The sequence below is a fragment of the Pseudomonas sp. W5-01 genome (assembly GCF_046540435.1).
Taxonomy (GTDB): Bacteria; Pseudomonadota; Gammaproteobacteria; order Pseudomonadales; family Pseudomonadaceae; genus Aquipseudomonas; species Aquipseudomonas graminis_B.
The window spans coordinates 26,410-43,969 of sequence record NZ_JAXCIP010000009.1 but is presented as its reverse complement, the minus strand read 5'-3'; the positions used below and the strand labels follow the sequence as shown (position 1 = coordinate 43,969).

The window sequence follows — 17,560 nt, the reverse complement described above, 5'->3', positions numbered from 1 at the left end:
ATGCACGGATAGTCGCAAACGCAAATTCAGACTTTGTGACAATTAATAAACGCGAGGGCCGGGGCATCAGCTAAGCCATGGAAGTCGATTTCGCCCGCAGACAAGGAAAGCCTCATGCGCACAGGGATGCTCGCGCTTGCACTCGGATTGCTGACGTTGCGTTTTTTGCCCGCATTACCGCCGGTCTGGTTGCTGCTGCTGATGCCCGTGGTCGCGCTGATGCTGCTGCCGTTTCGCACCTACCCCCTGGCGTTTTACCTGTTCGGCCTGACGTGGGCCTGTGTGTCGGCCTCGTCCGCGCTGGACGATCGGCTGGCCGAGCGCCTCGACGGGCAGACACTCTGGCTGGAAGGACGCGTCGTCGGCCTGCCCCAGACCCTCGACGGCGTGGTGCGGTTTCAGCTGGAGGATCCGGTCTCACGGCGCGCGCGGCTGCCGGAGCAGATCCGCGTTGGCTGGTACGGCGGTCCGCCGATCAGCAGCGGCGAGTGCTGGCGTCTGGCCGTCAAACTCAAGCGGCCGGGCGGGCTGGTCAATCCCGACGCGTTTGATTACCAGGCGTGGCTGCTGGCCCAGCGCATTGGCGCCACCGGCACCGTGGTGGACGGCCAGCTGCTTGAGCCGGCGCGGGACAAATGGCGCGACGGGATTCGCCAGCGCCTGCTCAGTGTGGATGCCCAGGGCCGACAGGGCGGGTTGGCCGCCCTGGTGTTGGGCGACGATTCCGGACTGAGCGCCGCCGATTGGCAGGTCCTGCAGGACACCGGCACCGTTCACCTATTGGTGATTTCCGGGACGCACATCGGCTTACTCGCCGGTTTGCTCTATGGCCTCGTCGCAGGACTGGCTCGATGGGGGGTATGGCCGCCGTTTCTGCCCTGGCTGCCCTCGGCCTGCATCGCGGCGTTCGCGGGGGCGCTGGCGTACGGCGTGCTGGCAGGCTTTGAAGTGCCGGTCCAGCGGGCCGTCATCATGCTGGGTCTGGTGCTGCTGTGGCGTCTGCGCTTCCGTCATCTGGGCACCACGTGGCCGCTGTTGCTGGCGCTGAACCTGGTGCTGATCGCCGAGCCGCTCATCACGCTACGCCCCGGCTTTTGGCTGTCGTTCCTGGCGGTGGGTATCTTGATGCTCATTTTCAGCGGGCGACTCGGGCGGTGGAGCTGGTTGCAGAGCTGGACCCGCGCACAATGGCTGATCGCGTTGGGCCTGTTGCCGGTGCTGCTGGCGCTGAGCCTGCCGGTGAGCGTGAGCGGCCCGGTCGTCAATCTGCTCGCCGTGCCGTGGGTGAGCGTGCTGATTTTGCCCCTGGCGTTGCTCGGTACGCTGCTGCTGGCGATTCCGCCACTGGGGGAAAGCCTGCTGTGGCTGGCAGGCGGCGCAATGGACGGCCTGTTTCGCTGGCTGACGTTCATGGCCGGTCTCGCCCCCGCCTGGACCGGTCCGCAGGTGCCGATGTGGGTCTGGCCGGTGAGCCTGCTCGGCGCTTTGCTGCTGTTGCTGCCCAAAGGCCTGCCGATGCGCCCGTTGGGCTGGCCGTTGCTGTTGCTGTGCCTCTTCCCGCCGCAGAAAACCGTGCCCGTCGGGCAAGTCGACGTGCTGCAGCTGGACGTGGGGCAGGGCCTCGCCATTTTACTGCGCACCCGCGACCACGCATTGCTGTATGACGCGGGGCCGCGCTTCGGTGATTTCGATATCGGCGAGCGCGTGGTATTGCCAGCCATTCGGCGCGCCGGAATCAGACAGCTTGATACGCTGCTGCTCAGTCATGCCGATTCCGACCATGCCGGTGGTGCCGCCGCCGTTCGCAAAGGCCTGCCGGTTGCACGTGTGCTGGCGGGTGACGTAGGGCGCATGCCTGCCGAGTTGTCGGCCGAGTCCTGTCGTAACGGGGAAACATGGACGTGGGATGAAGTCATTTTCTCCACCTGGATTTGGGGGAACGCCGCCGAGGGTAATCAGGCCTCCTGCGTGCTGAGCGTCGAGGCCAATGGCGAGCGGCTGTTGCTCACCGGAGATATCGACGTGGCGGCAGAACGCGCGATGCTCGACGACGGCTTCGACGTCAGCGCCCACTGGCTTCAGTCCCCTCACCACGGCAGCCGCAGTTCTTCGTCACGGGCGTTTCTGCGCGCGGTGGGTGCACGCGGTGTGCTGCTTTCCCGAGGCCGCAATAATGCGTTCGGTCATCCCCATCCGCTGGTGATGTCGCGTTACGCTTGGTCCGCCATGGAGGTTCACGACAGTGCCGTGCTGGGTGCCATCACCTTGCAACTGGGCGCCTACGAAGACGCGCGGGCTGAACGCAGGACACGACGCTTCTGGCGTGACTGAAGGGAGGGTTATTCATCGACACGTTCGGCGAGGCGCTGACGCTATGTTAGAGTGGCGCCACTTTTTTTCAGGGGGTGGTCGCTGTGTGGGAGCTGGTCAAATCAGGTGGCTGGATGATGCTACCGATCATTTTGAGTTCCATTGCCGCCGTCGGAATCATCATTGAACGCCTCTGGACCCTGCGCGCGAGCCGCATCACGCCGCCGCATTTGCTTGGTCAGGTGTGGCGCTGGATTCAGGACAAACAGCTGAGCGCCGAAAAGCTCAAGGAGCTGCGCGCCGACTCGCCGCTGGGTGAAATCCTCGCCGCCGGTCTGGCCAATTCCCGCCATGGTCGCGAGATCATGAAGGAGTGCATCGAGGAAGCCGCGGCCCGGGTCATTCACGAGCTCGAACGCTATCTCGCGACCCTTGGCACCATCGCTGCCATGGCGCCGCTGCTGGGTCTGCTGGGCACCGTGCTCGGCATGATCGACATCTTCAGCTCGTTCACCAGCAGCGGCATGACAGGCAACGCCGGCATGCTCGCCAGCGGTATCTCCAAGGCACTGATCTGCACGGCCTCAGGCCTCACCGTTGCGATCCCTGCGATCTTCTTCCACCGTTATCTGCAGAGCCGCGTCGATGAGCTGGTGGTCGGCATGGAACAGGAAGCCATCAAGCTGGTGGAAGTCGTGCAGGGCGATCGTGACGTCGACCTCACCGACGCCAAGCCGGACCTCAAGGCTGCCGCGCGTGGCGAGGGCAAGAAGAAGTGAAATTCCGCCGTCGCAAGCCCAGGGAGACCATCGACATCAATCTGGTGTCGCTGATCGACGTGGTGTTCATCCTGCTGCTGTTCTTCGTCGTGACCACTACGTTCACCCGGGAAACTCAGCTGCGCGTCGACCTGCCCCAGGCGGTGACCGGCGCTTCGGCCGATGACGTCGACAAAAAACACCTCGACATCACCATCAACGCCGATGGCGTTTATTCGGTGAACAACACGCTGCTGGGCGACAGCAAGCTGGAAACCCTCATCGATGCCCTGCAAAAGGAATCCGAGGGCGACACCAGTCTGCCGCTGTCGATCAGCGCTGACGGCAAGACCCCCCATCAGGCGGTGATTACCGCCATGGACGCCGCCGGCAAACTCGGTTTCGCTCATTTGCGCATGACCACGGTCGAGGCCGCATCGGCTAACTGATGGCATTCACTGACCGACTGCTCGACGCCTGGTACAACGGCCATCCGGCCCTGGTGCTGCTGCGCCCGCTCGAATGCCTGTACCGGCGCGTGGTGAACCGCAAACGCGCGCGTTTTCTCGCCGGGCAGGGCAGCATTTATAAAGCGCCTGTTCCGGTCGTGGTCGTCGGCAATATCACCATTGGCGGCACCGGCAAGACGCCGCTGATTCTGTGGATGATCGACCATTGCCGGGCGCGCGGACTGCGCGTCGGTGTGGTCAGTCGCGGTTACGGCGCCAAACCGCCGAGCCTGCCTTGGCGCGTACGCCCGCAACAAGCTGCCGAGCATGCGGGCGATGAACCGCTGCTGATCGTCAACCGCACCGGCGTGCCATTGATGATCGACCCAGACCGCTCGCAGGCCGTGCGCGCCTTGCTGGCTGAACAGCCCCTCGATCTCATTCTCTCGGACGACGGCCTGCAGCACTATCGCCTGAACCGCGACCTCGAACTGGTGCTGATCGATGCCGTCCGCGGCCTTGGCAATCGCCGCTGCCTGCCGGCGGGCCCGTTGCGCGAACCGGTCGAGCGGCTGCAAAGCGTGGATGCGCTGCTGTACAACGGCGCGGGCTCCGAACGCGAAGACGGCTTCGGGTTTCAACTCAAGCCCTCGGCGCTGGTCAACCTGGTCAGCGGTGAACGCCGGCCGGTCGATCATTTCCCGCCGGGGCAGCAGGTCCACGCGGTGGCCGGTATCGGTAATCCGCAACGTTTCTTCAATACCCTCGAAGGACTACACTGGCGGCCTGTTCCACATGCGTTCGCCGACCACGCCGTGTTCAGCGCCCAGGCCCTGTCGTTTACCCCGGCATTGCCCGTGGTCATGACCGAGAAGGACGCCGTCAAATGCGCGTCCTTTGCCGCGTCGGACTGGTGGTACCTGGCCGTGGAAGCCGTGCCTTCGCCGGCGTTCGTCAGTTGGTTCGATTCCCAGTTAACCCGTCTTTTGCCATGACTCGCTCAGGATCTCTTATGGACACCAAATTGCTCGACATTCTTGCCTGCCCGATCTGCAAGGGTCCGCTCAAGCTCAGCGCCGACAAAACCGAGCTGATCAGCAAAGGCGCCGGCCTTGCCTACCCGATCCGCGACGGCATCCCGGTGATGCTGGAGAGCGAAGCGCGCACCCTCACCACCGACGAGCGTCTGGACAAATGACCGCAGCGTTTACCGTTGTCATTCCGGCGCGCTATGGGTCGAGTCGCTTTCCCGGCAAGCCGCTGAAAACCATCGCCGGCAAGCCGATGATCCAGCACGTCTGGGAACAGGCGCGCAAAAGCAGCGCAGAGCGTGTCGTGGTTGCCACTGACGATCAGCGAATCGTCGAGGCCTGCCAGGCGTTCGGCGCCGAAGTACTGATGACACGCGACGACCACAATTCCGGGACCGATCGCCTGGCTGAAGTCGCCGCCCAGCTGGGTCTGGCCGACGACGCCATCGTGGTCAACGTCCAGGGCGACGAACCGATGATCCCGCCGGCCGTGATCGATCAGGTTGCCGACAACCTCGCCGCACACCCTGAAGCGCGCATGTCGACCCTCGCCGAGCCGATCGAGGACGTGGCATCGCTGTTCAATCCCAACGTGGTCAAGGTCTGCTCGGACCTTAGTGGCCTGGCCCTTACCTTCAGCCGCGCGCCGCTGCCCTGGGCTCGCGATGCGCTGGCGAAGTCCCGCGACGTACTGCCGGAAGGCGTGCCGTACCGCCGTCACATCGGCATCTATGCCTACCGCGCCGGGTTCCTCCACGATTTCGTCAGCTGGGGTCCTTGCTGGCTGGAAAACACCGAAAACCTGGAGCAATTGCGTGCGCTCTGGCATGGCGTGCGCATCCATGTGGCCGACGCCCTGGAAGCGCCACCGGCCGGCGTCGACACCGCTGAAGACCTGGAACGCGTTCGTCGTCTGCTGGAGGTGTGATGAGCATGGGTCTGGCCGTTCTTCCACTGTTTTCGCGGATGCACCCATGACGCTGAATGTACAGCACGACGTGCCACTCAAGCCCTACAACACGTTCGGCGTGGCGGTGCGCGCCCGGCGATTTGCCGAGGCGTTCAGCGACGACGACGTGCGCGAGGCCTTGGCGCATTCGTCTGGCCACGACGTGCCGCTGATGGTCATCGGCGGCGGCAGTAACTTGCTGCTGACCCGTGATGTCGACGCCCTCGTGTTGCGCATGGCCAACCGTGGCATCCGCATCACCCATGAGGACTGCGGCGGCGCCATTGTTGAAGCGGAGGCGGGCGAGCCCTGGCATCCTTTCGTGCTGGACACCCTCGCCAAGGGGCTGGCCGGGCTGGAAAACCTCAGCCTGATCCCCGGCACCGTCGGCGCTGCACCGATGCAAAACATCGGCGCTTACGGCGTTGAGCTCAAGGATGTTTTCCACAGCCTGACCGCGATGGATCGACACAGCGGCGAGCTGCGGGAATTTACCCTGGCCGACTGCGAGTTCGGTTATCGGGACAGCCTGTTCAAGCGTCAGCCAAACCGTTGGCTGATCCTGCGGGTTCGCTTCAAGCTCAGCTATTCCGCCAACCTTCATCTCGATTACGGTCCGGTGCGTCAGCGCCTGGAAGAGCAGGGCATCAAACAGCCTTCGCCGATGCACGTGAGCCGGGCGATCTGCGCCATTCGCAGCGAAAAACTGCCGGACCCCGCGACGCTGGGCAATGCGGGGAGCTTCTTCAAGAACCCGCTGGTGTCCGCTGAGCAGGTTGCCGTGATCAAACTCACGCACCCTGGCGTGGTCGGCTACCCTCAGGCCGATGGCCAAGTAAAGCTGGCTGCCGGCTGGTTGATCGAGCAGGCGGGCTGGAAAGGCTTTCGTGACGGCGACGCCGGCGTCCATGCGTTGCAGTCGCTGGTGCTGGTCAACTATGGCGAAGCATCCGGCGGACAGTTGCTCGGCCTCGCGCAGCGGATTCAGGCGGACATTCTGGAGCGCTTCGGTGTTGCGCTGGAAATGGAACCCAACCTTTATTGACCGGCTGCGTCGTCTTCCGGTCTGAGCGCCACTTCGCCTGTACTCAGTGAGGGTTGAGCATGAGTGAAACCCTGTGTGCCATCGTGCTGGCAGCGGGTCTCGGCAGCCGCTACCGAGCGGTTGCCGGTCAGCACCGCAACAAGCTGCTGGCGCAATGCCTCGGGCGTGACGGCACGGAGCGTTCGGTGCTGGAGCAGGTGCTGGTCAACGTCAGCGCCCTTGCCGATAAAGCCGTCCTGCTGACCCGAGCCGATTACTGCAGTGTGGCCGAGTTGGGCCTGCGCCATGGCTATGAAGTGGTGGTGCTGGATTCCCCCGGCATGGGCGACAGCATCGCCGCTGCCGTTTCCGCCGAGCCCGCCCATCGCGGCTGGCTGATTGCCTTGGGCGACATGCCCTTCATTCATGCTGACACACTCGAACGCGTGGCCCGCTCGGTGGAAGACGATGCCATCAGCGTGCCGGTCCATGCCGGACAGTATGGGCATCCCGTCGCCTTTGGTCGTGCGTTCGGGCCAGCGCTCATGGCACTGGCCGGGGAGAAGGGCGCCAAGCGGCTTTTCCAGGGTGCGCGCATCAAGGAAATCGAGGTCGACGACCCGGGTGTGTTATGGGATGTGGACGTGCCTGCGGCGTTGACCTTTCAACCGCGGTGATCTCAACCCGGCCGAACCGCCCTCCATGCCGCGGTCCTGACCGTCAAGCACAAAAAAGCCCCACCTGCTCACACAGGTGGGGCTTTTTGGTCACGGCCGATTAAACGAGCGGTTTAGGCTCATCCGAGGCTTGCGCCTCTTTCTGCTGACGCTCGGCTTCCAGACGACGGCGGCGCACTTCACGAGGATCGTTCGGTGCACGGCCATTGCTGGCAACCGGCAGCGCAGGCGCCTCTTCAGCGACAGGTTCTGCAACCGGCGCCTGAGGAGGTTCGACCGCCACTGGTGCGGCGACGATCTCCGGTGCCGCGGTCTGAGCGGCTGCTTCGACGGCTGGCGCGATGACCGGTTCAGCGACCACTGGCTGCTGAGCAACGGGCTCGACGGCTTTCGGTGCTTCGATTGCCGGCGCCTTGGCGTGCTCTGGCCCTGCGGCCTGAGCCGGTTCAGTAATCTGAACAAGCTCAGGTGCCTTGGCAGGCTCGGCAGCCTGAACAGGCTCAGCCGCTTTGACAGGCTCAACGACGTGAACCGGCTCAGCGACGGCTACCTCAACCGCCTCATGCTCCAGCGCAGGAGTTGGCATAAACGCAGGGGCTTCCACAACCGCTGGCGCTTCAACAGCGACCGGGATCTCGGCACTGGCTGGCGCGTCGGTCGACTCGGCTTCAGCGGCTGCTTTCACCTGACGCTCGAACGGGCTCAACGAGGCGTCGAAGGTTGCCACTTCCACTTCCGGCATCACCGAACGCTTGGCTTCAGGCGAAGGGGTTTCGACAACCGGCGCTTCAGGCGCTGCTTCGGAGACCTGAGCGACAGGTGCCGCTTCAGTTGCGCTGGCTTCAACGGGCGTGTTCGCACGTTCAGCCTGGCGGTGGGCATCGGCTTCGGCGGTGGCGCTGATGACGCGCTCCGCTACAGCAGCAACGCTTGCACTGGCGGCAACGTTGCCACGGTCAGCGTTCGCGTGCACTTCGTCACGGGATTCATGACCCGGCTCGCTGCCTTCGCCGTGGAGTGCTTCAGAACCTTCCGAACCCTCAACGCCTTCGCTGCCTTCGATTTCATTACCGTTGGCATCACGTTGACGCTCGCGACGGTTGCTGCGACGACGCTGACCGCGTGAACGACGACGAGGGCGATCGCCTTCGGCGTGCTCCTGGTTGTCATCCTGTTGCTCTTCGGTGGTCAGCAGGGTTTCGTCTTCGGCAGCCACTGCAGCCTGCTCGTTCCGTGGTTGACGCTCTTCACGGGGTGCACGCGGCTGACGCTCTTCACGCGGGGCGCGCTCAGGGCGTTCTTCGCGGGGCAGGTTGACAGCCGGTGCGGCGTCGATCGGCTCACGCAGTTCACGCACACGCTCTTCACGCGGCTTGCGGTCTTCACGCCCGGCACGTGGCTGACGCTCTTCGCGAGGAGCACGGGCTGCACGCTCTTCGCGCGGTGCAGTGGTTTCGTCACGGGCTTCACGCGGCTCGCGCGCTGCACGCTCTTCACGAGGCGCGCGCTCCTCACGTGGGGCACGTTCTTCACGGGGTGCGCGTTCTTCGCGATCGGCACGCGGCGCACGTTCTTCACGCGGCTTGCGTTCTTCGTCACGACGGCCGTTACGGCTGCGGCTCTGCTGACGGCCGTTACGGCGCTCGTCGTTGCGCGCAGGGCGCTCGGCAGCCGGTTTTTCGACCACGGCGGCAGGCGCAGGAGCAGGCTCTTCCTTGGAAGCGAACAGGCTGACCAGCGATTTCACCAGACCCTTGAACAGGCTTGGCTCATGGGCGACCGGTGCAGGCGCAGCGGCAACCGGCGCAGCGGCTTCAACCGGAACCGGTGCGTTGGCGCGGGCCGGTGCGGTTTTGACTGCGGCTTCCTGGCGAACCAGGGTGCGGGTAGCGGCGGCAGGTGGTGCAACTTCTTCCACTTCAGCAGCAGCGGCAGCGATTTCATAGCTGGTCTGCAGGCTGTGCGCTTCCGGACTGTCATCACGCAGACGCTGCACTTCGAAGTGCGGAGTTTCGAGATGATCGTTCGGCAGAATGATGATGCGCGCGCGGGTGCGCAGTTCGATCTTGGTGATCGAGTTGCGCTTTTCGTTGAGCAGGAACGCAGCGACCGGGATCGGCACTTGAGCGCGCACTTCGGCAGTGCGGTCCTTCAGCGCTTCTTCTTCGATCAGGCGCAGGATGGCCAGCGACAGCGATTCAACGTCACGGATGATGCCGGTACCGTTGCAGCGCGGGCAGACAATGCCGCTGCTCTCGCCCAGGGAGGGGCGCAGACGCTGACGGGACATTTCCAGCAGGCCGAAGCGCGAGATGCGACCGACCTGAACGCGGGCACGATCGGCCTCCAGGCTTTCACGGACCTTTTCTTCCACGGCGCGCTGGTTCTTGGCCGGGGTCATGTCGATGAAGTCGATGACGATCAGGCCGCCGATGTCACGCAGACGCAGTTGACGGGCGATTTCCTCAGCCGCTTCAAGGTTGGTCTGCAGGGCGGTCTCTTCGATGTCGCTGCCTTTGGTGGCGCGCGCCGAGTTGATGTCGATGGACACCAGGGCTTCGGTTGGATCGATGACGATGGACCCACCGGAAGGCAGCTCGACGACGCGCTGGAAGGCGGTTTCGATCTGGCTTTCGATCTGGAAACGGTTGAACAGCGGAACGCTGTCTTCGTAGAGCTTGATCTTGCTGGCGTACTGCGGCATCACCTGACGGATGAACGTCAGCGCTTCTTCCTGGGCTTCGACGCTGTCGATCAGCACTTCGCCGATATCCTGGCGCAGATAGTCGCGGATGGCGCGGATGATGACGTTGCTTTCCTGATAGATCAGGAACGGCGCGGAGCGGTCGAGGGAAGCCTCTTTGATCGCGGTCCACAGCTGCAGCAGGTAATCGAGGTCCCACTGCATTTCTTCGCTGCTGCGGCCAAGGCCGGCAGTACGAACGATCAGACCCATGTCGGCAGGGGCGATCAGGCCGTTCAGCGCTTCACGCAGTTCGTTGCGCTCTTCGCCTTCGATACGACGGGAAATGCCGCCGGCGCGCGGGTTGTTCGGCATCAGGACCAGGTAACGGCCTGCGAGGCTGATGAACGTGGTCAGGGCTGCGCCCTTGTTGCCACGTTCTTCTTTCTCGACCTGAACGATGACTTCCTGGCCTTCGCTCAGGACGTCCTTGATGTTGACGCGGCCTTCAGGCGACTTCTTGAAGTATTCGCGGGAGATTTCTTTCAGCGGCAGAAAGCCGTGACGCTCGGAGCCGAAGTCGACAAACGCGGCTTCAAGGCTGGGTTCGATACGCGTGATCCGGCCTTTATAGATGTTGGCCTTCTTCTGTTCGCGGGCCCCGGATTCGATGTCCAGGTCGTAGAGGCGCTGGCCGTCTACCAGCGCAACACGCAACTCTTCGGGTTGAGTTGCGTTAATCAGCATTCTTTTCATGTAGTACCGTCGGTTTCCGGGCTGCCGGAAACGGCGTTCGGCACACACGACTTCTCACGGTCGGTGTCAGGGCACGTCAGGAGTGCTTGAACACTCCAGTGTCTAACGAGGTTCGGCCAGCGGGGCCGAGTCGCGACGACGTTCCTGCTTGCTGTGGTGACAAATGACACCCTGTCAGCAAAAGCTTTGTCAGGAGGAGGAATCAACCATCGGTAGCGGACGATATGAAGCGTCTTGAATAAAGCCTTGTGCTACACAGTCCGACGGTTGTGCGTCTCCACCCCACACGTATCCCTGATAATTCGGGTGCTGCCGCGCGCTGAATCCGCAGCGGGTTGCATTTATCGCAAGCTTCCATGGGAAGTTCGCGCGTCATGGCTCAAATAAGGCGTGGTTTCCGAAGCATTCGCCCGGTGCGACTGCCAGCGACTGCACTTTGTGAACTGGCCTTGAACGTGGGCCTCGATGGCGAGTGACTCACTCTGCGATCGGGCTTGTTTCAGGCCTCATGTCACCTGCGCTCGTTACGCTTGCATATCTTCCGTTGTCACCGAAAGCCCCGTAGGACGGCCTCGCGCCCTCGTGAATTGCGTTGGGCAGGGCCGGCTGTCATACCGTTTGTCCGCTGTCCAGGCCGCTTTTGGCGGCGTTCGCGACTATAGCAGCAATCATTAAGTGCTTCAAATCCATAAAAAATTGTTATGATTTGCGCCATGACAAATCTCACCCCCCCAACCCCCGGCGTCCGGCTGGTAGAGGTTGCGCCGGAATTTGCCGGTCAACGCATCGATAACTTTCTGATCACGTACCTCAAGGGCGTTCCCAAGACCTTGATTTACCGCATTTTGCGCAAGGGCGAAGTGCGTGTGAACAAGGGGCGGATCAAGCCCGAGTACAAGCTTCAGGCAGGCGATGTCGTGCGCGTGCCACCCGTTCGCGTGCCTGAGCGCGACGAGCCTGTGCCGGTTGCCCAAGGTCTGCTGCAGCGCCTCGAGGCCGCCATTGTCCACGAAGACAAAGGCCTGATCGTTCTCAACAAGCCTGCTGGCATCGCGGTTCACGGCGGCAGCGGCTTGAGTTTTGGCGTCATCGAAGCCTTCCGTCAGCTGCGGCCCGATGCCAAGGAGCTGGAGCTGGTCCACCGCCTGGACCGTGACACCTCCGGGCTGCTGATGATCGCCAAGAAACGCAGCATGTTGCGTCACCTCCATGAGCAGTTGCGCGGCGACGGCGTGGACAAGCGCTACATGGCGCTGGTCCGCGGAAACTGGCCGACCGCCCAGAAGCAGGTCCGTGCGCCGTTGCTCAAGAGCAACCTTCGCTCCGGCGAGCGCATGGTCGAGGTCAATGATGAAGGCAAGGAGGCGCTGACCCTGTTCAAGGTGCTGCGTCGCTTCGGAGACTTCGCCACCATGGTCGAAGCCCGGCCCATCACTGGCCGTACCCACCAGATTCGCGTTCACGCTTTGCATGCAGGCCACTGTATTGCCGGTGACCCCAAGTACGGTGACGAGGATTTCAGTCGCGAAATCCGTGACCTCGGCGGCAAGCGCCTGTTTCTGCATGCGTATGCCCTGACGGTGCCGCTGCCCGATGGCGGCGAGCTGAAGCTCGAAGCGCCCGTCGACGAGATGTGGGCCAAGACCGTGGAGCGACTGCTGCTTGCGCCCTGATTACGAACTGCTGATCTTCGACTGGGACGGCACACTGTCCGATTCCGTCGGTCGTATCGTCGATTCGATTCAGGCCGCCGCGCGCCTTGCCGGTCGTCCGGTGCGTGATGATGACGCAATCAAGGGCATCATCGGACTGGGTTTGCCGGAGGCGATACGCACGCTGTACCCGGACATCACCGACAGCGACCTGATCGTTTTCCGCCAGCACTACGCTGACGGTTACATGGCCATGGACGTTGAGCCTTCGAAGCTGTTCGACGGGGTGCGTGAGTCGCTGGAGGTGTTTCGTGCCGAGGGCTATCGCCTGGCGGTCGCCACCGGCAAGGCCCGGCGTGGTCTGGATCGGGTCCTCAAGGCCCACGGCTGGCTCGACTTCTTCGACGCCACTCGCGCAGCGGACGAAACGGCCAGCAAGCCCGATCCGCTGATGCTCAATGAAATCCTGCAGCATTGCGGCGTCAGGCCCGAAAGGGCGCTGATGGTTGGCGATGCTTCGTTCGATCTGCTCATGGCGCGCAACGCCGGGATGGATTCGGTGGCGGTCGGGTACGGCGCGCAAGCGCTTGGCTCGCTGCTTCAATACCGGCCGCGTCTGGCGATCGAACACTTTTCCGAATTGCGCACCTGGTTGGGTGCGCGGACTGCTGAAACTTCGTTGTTGGGGTAACTGATCTATGTCGGACGAATGGAAATCTCCGTCTTCGCCAGAGCGCGACGACGCAGGGGATGCAAAGAGCTGGAAACTGCTGGAAAAGACCCTGCTCGCCAGCGTGCAGGAGCAGCGTCGGTCGCGGCGCTGGGGGATCTTCTTCAAATCCCTGACCTTTCTTTATCTGTTCGGCGCGCTGGCGTTGTTCTCGCCGCTGATGGATGTCGGCAAGGGCGCTTCACGCAGCACCAGCCACACCGCGCTGATCGAAGTGAAGGGCATGATCGCCGACACCGAGGCCGCCAGTGCCGACAATATCGTTGGCAGCCTGCGGGCCGCGTTCGAAGACGAAAAAACCAAGGGCGTGATTCTGCGCATCAACAGCCCGGGCGGCAGTCCGGTGCAGTCCGGCTACATCTACGATGAAATCCGCCGTCTGCGTGCGCAGAAGCCGAACATCAAGGTATATGCGGTGATCACTGATCTTGGCGCGTCTGGTGCGTATTACATCGCCAGCGCCGCCGACCAGATCTACGCGGACAAGGCCAGTCTGGTGGGCTCTATCGGTGTCACGGCGGCCGGTTTCGGTTTTGTCGGCACGATGGAGAAGCTGGGTGTTGACCGTCGTACCTACACCTCGGGCGAGCACAAGGCCTTCCTTGACCCGTTCCAGCCGCCGAAGCCTGACGAGACCGCTTTCTGGCAGGGTGTCCTGGACACCACCCACAACCAGTTCATCGCCAGCGTAAAAGCGGGTCGCGGTGATCGCCTGAAAGACAAAGACCATCCGGAGCTGTTCTCGGGCCTGGTCTGGACCGGTGAGCAGGCAGTCGGCCTGGGGCTGGTCGATGGTCTTGGCAGTGCCAGCTATGTGGCGCGCGACATCATTGGCGAGAAAGAGATGGTCGATTACACGGTTAAAGAGTCGCCGTTCGATCGCTTCTCGAAAAAGATGGGCGCCAGCGTCGCTGAGCAGATCGCGATGTGGGCAGGCTTCAAAGGGCCGTCCCTGCGCTGATCGCTACAGTGTTGATGTGATGAAAAGCCCGGCCATTGGTCGGGCTTTTCGCATCTATTTTTTATCGAGGTCAGGGCAGCTCGATGCCTTCGTTCATCAGCATGTCCACCAGGCGTATTAAAGGAAGGCCTATCAGACTGGTCGCATCCGGGCCTTCGGTGCTGCGGAACAGGCTGACGCCCAGTCCCTCGGCCTTAAAGCTGCCTGCGCAATCGTAGGGTTGCTCGGCGTGGAGGTAGCGGCTGATGCGGGCGTCGTCCAGCTGGCGCATGTGCACGGTGAAAGGCACGCAATCAACCTGGCACTCACCCGTACGGCTGTTGAAGAGCGCAAGGCCGGTGAGGAAGCTGACGCTGTTGCCGCTGCTCGCCTTCAGCTGTGCCAGCGCGCGGTCGAACGTGTGCGGCTTGCCGAGGATCTGCTCGCCTAGCACGGCCACCTGGTCTGAACCGATAATCAGGTGGTCGGGGAATTGCTCAGCGAGTGCCATGGCTTTCTCGCGTGCCAGGCGAATCACGAGGTCGATTGCCGGCTCGTCTGGCCGACGGTTTTCATCGATGTCGGGCGACGCGCAGACGAATGGCAACCGCAGGCGATTCAGCAATTCGCGGCGGTAGGGCGAGCTGGAAGCAAGGAGTAGAGGCAGCATGGGTGGCTCCGTAACATGAAAGTCGAGTGTAATCAGCGGCTCAGGTTGCGAACAGGCCTGAATTTCCTTTGACAGTCGCAAGGGTCGTCCCTAGAATGCTGCGCCTATGTTGAATGACCCGATTCCACCTCACGTTGACCCGCGCAAATTAGCTGATCGTGGCACTACTCTTCAGGGAGAGATGCTGCTGGCTGATTTGGAGAGACTCTGCGACCCGCTTGCTGACAATCTCGGTACGGTGCAGGCGAAATTCGTTTTTGAGCGAGACGAGCAGCGCGCTGTGGTTATCCACAGTGCAATTGACGTCGAAGTCAAAATGGTTTGCCAGCGTTGTCTTGAGCTGGTCACCTTTCCAATCCACAGCGAATGCAGTTATGCGGTGGTGAAGGAGGGTGCAAACACCCAGTCGTTGCCGAAAGGCTATGACGTGCTGGAACTCGGCGAAGATCCCATGGATCTGCTGGCTTTGATCGAGGATGAGCTTCTGCTCGCCTTGCCCATTGTTCCAACTCATGATCCGAAAGAATGCCAGCCGCCGGCGGACCTCAACGAGTCCGAGCCGAGCGAGGACGAGGTAACGCGGTCCAACCCGTTCAGTGTATTGGCGCAGTTAAAGCGTGACCCAAACGTTTAGGAGTTAATCAATTATGGCTGTTCAGCAGAACAAAAAATCCCGCTCTGCCCGTGACATGCGTCGTTCCCACGACGCTCTCGAGGCTAGCACTCTGTCTGTAGAAAAAACCACCGGTGAAGTTCACCTGCGTCACCACGTATCGCCAGAAGGCGTATACCGTGGCCGTAAAGTGATCGACAAGGGCGCTGACGAGTAATTTCTTGTCTGCTCCGGTCATCGCGATCGACGCAATGGGCGGGGACTTCGGTCCCCGCAGCATTGTTCAGGCCTGCGTCGCCTGCCTGCTTGCTACCCCCTCGCTACACCTGACCCTTGTTGGTCAATCCTCCCTTCTCGAAGACCTCATCGCACGCCACTCCGGTGTCGATCGCTCGCGCCTGCACGTTGTGCACGCCGGTGAAGTCATCACCATGGACGAGCGTCCGTCCCAGGCCTTGCGGGGCAAACCTGATTCGTCGATGCGTGTCGCGTTGGGGCTTCTCGCCGAGGGCAAGGCCCACGCCTGTGTCAGTGCAGGCAATACCGGTGCCTTGATGGCGCTGTCCCGATTCGTGTTGAAAACCTTGCCGGGCATCGACCGCCCGGCCATGGTGGCAGCGATGCCGACCAGGGGCGGTTATTGCCAGCTGCTGGATCTGGGTGCGAACGTTGATTGCACCGCCGAGCATCTCTATCAGTTTGCCGTGATGGGTTCGGTGGCGGCCGAGGCGCTGGGCGTGGTGCGACCCAGAGTCGCACTGCTGAACGTCGGCACCGAAGACATCAAGGGCAATCAGCAGGTCAAGCTGGCTGCCGGTCTGTTGCAGGCTGCGCCGGGGCTGAACTACATCGGTTTTGTCGAAGGCGATGGCCTGTATCGGGGTGAAGCGGATGTCGTGGTCTGTGACGGCTTCGTGGGCAATGTGCTGCTGAAATCCAGCGAAGGCCTGGCGCTGATGATTGGCGAGCGCATCGAGGGGCTGTTTCGTCGCAACGTGCTGTCGCGGCTGGTGGGGTTGATGGCAAGGCCTGTGCTCGGCCAGCTCAAGGCCGACCTGGCCCCGGCGCGTCACAACGGTGCCAGTTTTCTCGGGCTGCAGGGCATCGTGGTGAAGAGCCACGGTTCGGCCGATGCCCAGGGTTTCCAGAGCGCAATACAGCGGGCACTGATCGAGATTCAGGAAAACCTGCCCCAGCGCTTGCGCGGTCGTCTTGAGGATCTGCTTTAGGGCTTCAGTGCGAGTCTTGGGCTAGAATGTGACGCCTGTGACCGCGTGGTCATCCAACTGTCCACCGCAACACATTGAATTACCTCGCGTTCGGCCCGCCGGACGCTCATTTTGACGAGAATAATCAGGGGCTTGTTAATGTCTGCTTCCGTCGCATTTGTCTTTCCGGGCCAAGGCTCGCAGTCCCTCGGCATGCTGGCCGAGCTGGGCGCGCAGCATCCGCTGGTGCTGGAGACGTTCAAAGAAGCTTCCTCTGCTCTGGGCTACGACCTCTGGGCGCTGACCCAGCAGGGCCCGGAAGAGAGCCTCAACCAGACCGATAAAACCCAGCCTGCCATCCTCACCGCATCGATTGCCTTGTGGCGTCTGTGGCTGGCGGAAGGCGGCGTGCGCCCTGCGTATGTCGCCGGGCACAGTCTGGGTGAGTACAGCGCACTGGTCGCAGCCGGTAGCCTGACCCTTGCCGATGCGGTGAAGCTGGTCGAGCGCCGGGGTCAGTTGATGCAGGAAGCCGTGCCTGCGGGGCAGGGCGGCATGGCGGCCATTCTCGGCCTGGACGATGCGGTGGTCATTGCTGCCTGTGCCGAAGCGGCTCAGGGCGACGTGGTCAGCGCGGTGAATTTCAATTCGCCCGGACAAGTCGTGATTGCCGGCGCCAAGGCCGCCGTGGAGCGCGCCATCGAAATCTGCAAGGCCAAGGGTGCCAAGCGTGCCTTGCCGTTGCCGGTGAGCGTGCCTTCGCACTGCGAGCTGATGCGCCCGGCGGCGGAACGCTTCGCCGAGTCGATCGCTGCCATTGACTGGCAGGTGCCTCAGATCCCGCTGGTGCAGAACGTCACCGCGAGTGTCGTGTCCGACCTCGGTACGCTGAAAGCCGATCTGCTGCAGCAGCTCTATAAGCCAGTGCGCTGGGTCGAATCGATCCAGACCCTGGCCGCCCAGGGCGCCCTGCAACTGGTCGAGTGCGGCCCGGGCAAGGTTCTCGCCGGATTGAACAAGCGTTGCGCCGATGGCGTGGCCACCCACAACCTCAATACCCCAGACGCCTTCGCCGCCGCTCGTGCGGCGCTGGCCTGATTAGGAGACGCC

The 17,560-nt window shown here is 62.6% G+C and carries 17 protein-coding genes; 15 read left to right on the top strand and 2 right to left on the bottom strand.

The features are described from left to right. The first annotated feature begins 114 nt into the window (after nt 1-114). From SLW75_RS23565 to SLW75_RS23530, 8 genes are all read left to right on the top strand, one after another. A complete protein-coding gene (locus tag SLW75_RS23565) occupies nt 115-2,331 on the top strand; it encodes a DNA internalization-related competence protein ComEC/Rec2 (protein ID WP_410935593.1) in 2,217 nt (738 codons plus the stop codon). Nucleotides 2,332-2,414: 83 nt separating this feature from the next. Next, the gene (locus SLW75_RS23560; RefSeq protein ID WP_410928699.1) at nt 2,415-3,089 is read left to right on the top strand and encodes a MotA/TolQ/ExbB proton channel family protein; all 675 of its coding nucleotides are present in this window, start codon (nt 2,415-2,417) and stop codon (nt 3,087-3,089) included. Next, nucleotides 3,086-3,517, top strand: coding sequence for an ExbD/TolR family protein (locus SLW75_RS23555; protein WP_065993112.1), 432 nt, complete (start codon nt 3,086-3,088; stop codon nt 3,515-3,517). Before SLW75_RS23560 ends, SLW75_RS23555 begins: the two co-directional genes overlap by 4 nt. Next, nucleotides 3,517-4,512 (top strand): tetraacyldisaccharide 4'-kinase, encoded by a 996-nt coding sequence (gene lpxK / locus SLW75_RS23550; protein ID WP_065993114.1) that lies wholly within the window; start codon nt 3,517-3,519, stop codon nt 4,510-4,512. The genes SLW75_RS23555 and lpxK overlap by 1 nt, the downstream gene beginning before the upstream one ends. 17 nt (nt 4,513-4,529) lie before the next feature. Continuing rightward, entirely contained in the window at nt 4,530-4,715 is a 186-nt protein-coding gene (locus SLW75_RS23545) for a Trm112 family protein (protein WP_003174668.1), read from the top strand. Beyond that, the gene (gene kdsB / locus SLW75_RS23540; RefSeq protein WP_065993115.1) at nt 4,712-5,476 is read left to right on the top strand and encodes a 3-deoxy-manno-octulosonate cytidylyltransferase; all 765 of its coding nucleotides are present in this window, start codon (nt 4,712-4,714) and stop codon (nt 5,474-5,476) included. The genes SLW75_RS23545 and kdsB overlap by 4 nt, the downstream gene beginning before the upstream one ends. A gap of 46 nt (nt 5,477-5,522) precedes the next feature. Beyond that, nucleotides 5,523-6,542 carry a UDP-N-acetylmuramate dehydrogenase gene (gene murB, locus SLW75_RS23535; protein WP_410935592.1) on the top strand — a complete coding sequence of 340 codons (1,020 nt, stop codon included), beginning with the start codon at nt 5,523-5,525 and terminating at the stop codon, nt 6,540-6,542. 59 nt (nt 6,543-6,601) lie between these two features. Then, nucleotides 6,602-7,198 (top strand): nucleotidyltransferase family protein, encoded by a 597-nt coding sequence (locus SLW75_RS23530; protein ID WP_410935591.1) that lies wholly within the window; start codon nt 6,602-6,604, stop codon nt 7,196-7,198. Between the two features lie 100 nt (nt 7,199-7,298). Here the strand turns inward: SLW75_RS23530 and rne are convergent, their stop codons facing one another. Beyond that, a complete protein-coding gene (rne, locus tag SLW75_RS23525; RefSeq protein ID WP_410935590.1) occupies nt 7,299-10,637 on the bottom strand; it encodes a ribonuclease E in 3,339 nt (1,112 codons plus the stop codon). 713 nt (nt 10,638-11,350) lie between these two features. Between rne and rluC the strand changes: the two genes are divergently transcribed. Genes rluC through sppA form a run of 3 tightly spaced genes read left to right on the top strand, consistent with a single transcriptional unit; the run spans nt 11,351 to nt 13,980 of the window. After that, on the top strand, nt 11,351-12,310 hold the full coding sequence (rluC, locus tag SLW75_RS23520) for a 23S rRNA pseudouridine(955/2504/2580) synthase RluC (protein ID WP_065993118.1): 960 nt from the start codon (nt 11,351-11,353) through the stop codon (nt 12,308-12,310). After that, complete coding sequence (locus tag SLW75_RS23515) at nt 12,300-12,980, top strand: HAD-IIIA family hydrolase (RefSeq protein ID WP_410935589.1); 681 nt, start codon at nt 12,300-12,302, stop codon at nt 12,978-12,980. Before rluC ends, SLW75_RS23515 begins: the two co-directional genes overlap by 11 nt. Before the next feature lie 7 nt (nt 12,981-12,987). Further along, on the top strand, nt 12,988-13,980 hold the full coding sequence (gene sppA, locus SLW75_RS23510) for a signal peptide peptidase SppA (RefSeq protein WP_410928705.1): 993 nt from the start codon (nt 12,988-12,990) through the stop codon (nt 13,978-13,980). Between the two features lie 70 nt (nt 13,981-14,050). Here sppA and SLW75_RS23505 read toward each other — a convergent pair whose 3' ends face one another. Next, nucleotides 14,051-14,629, bottom strand: coding sequence for a Maf family protein (locus SLW75_RS23505; RefSeq protein ID WP_065993121.1), 579 nt, complete (start codon nt 14,627-14,629; stop codon nt 14,051-14,053). A gap of 106 nt (nt 14,630-14,735) precedes the next feature. Here SLW75_RS23505 and SLW75_RS23500 point away from each other — a divergent pair, with 106 nt between their 5' ends. From SLW75_RS23500 to fabD, 4 genes are all read left to right on the top strand, one after another. Beyond that, nucleotides 14,736-15,263 (top strand): YceD family protein, encoded by a 528-nt coding sequence (locus SLW75_RS23500; RefSeq protein WP_065993122.1) that lies wholly within the window; start codon nt 14,736-14,738, stop codon nt 15,261-15,263. Between the two features lie 13 nt (nt 15,264-15,276). Next, entirely contained in the window at nt 15,277-15,459 is a 183-nt protein-coding gene (rpmF, locus tag SLW75_RS23495; RefSeq protein ID WP_003179396.1) for a 50S ribosomal protein L32, read from the top strand. Nucleotides 15,460-15,463: 4 nt separating this feature from the next. After that, nucleotides 15,464-16,471, top strand: coding sequence for a phosphate acyltransferase PlsX (gene plsX / locus SLW75_RS23490; RefSeq protein ID WP_410935588.1), 1,008 nt, complete (start codon nt 15,464-15,466; stop codon nt 16,469-16,471). A gap of 138 nt (nt 16,472-16,609) precedes the next feature. After that, nucleotides 16,610-17,548 carry an ACP S-malonyltransferase gene (gene fabD, locus SLW75_RS23485; protein ID WP_410935587.1) on the top strand — a complete coding sequence of 313 codons (939 nt, stop codon included), beginning with the start codon at nt 16,610-16,612 and terminating at the stop codon, nt 17,546-17,548. The last annotated feature ends 12 nt before the right edge of the window (nt 17,549-17,560 follow it).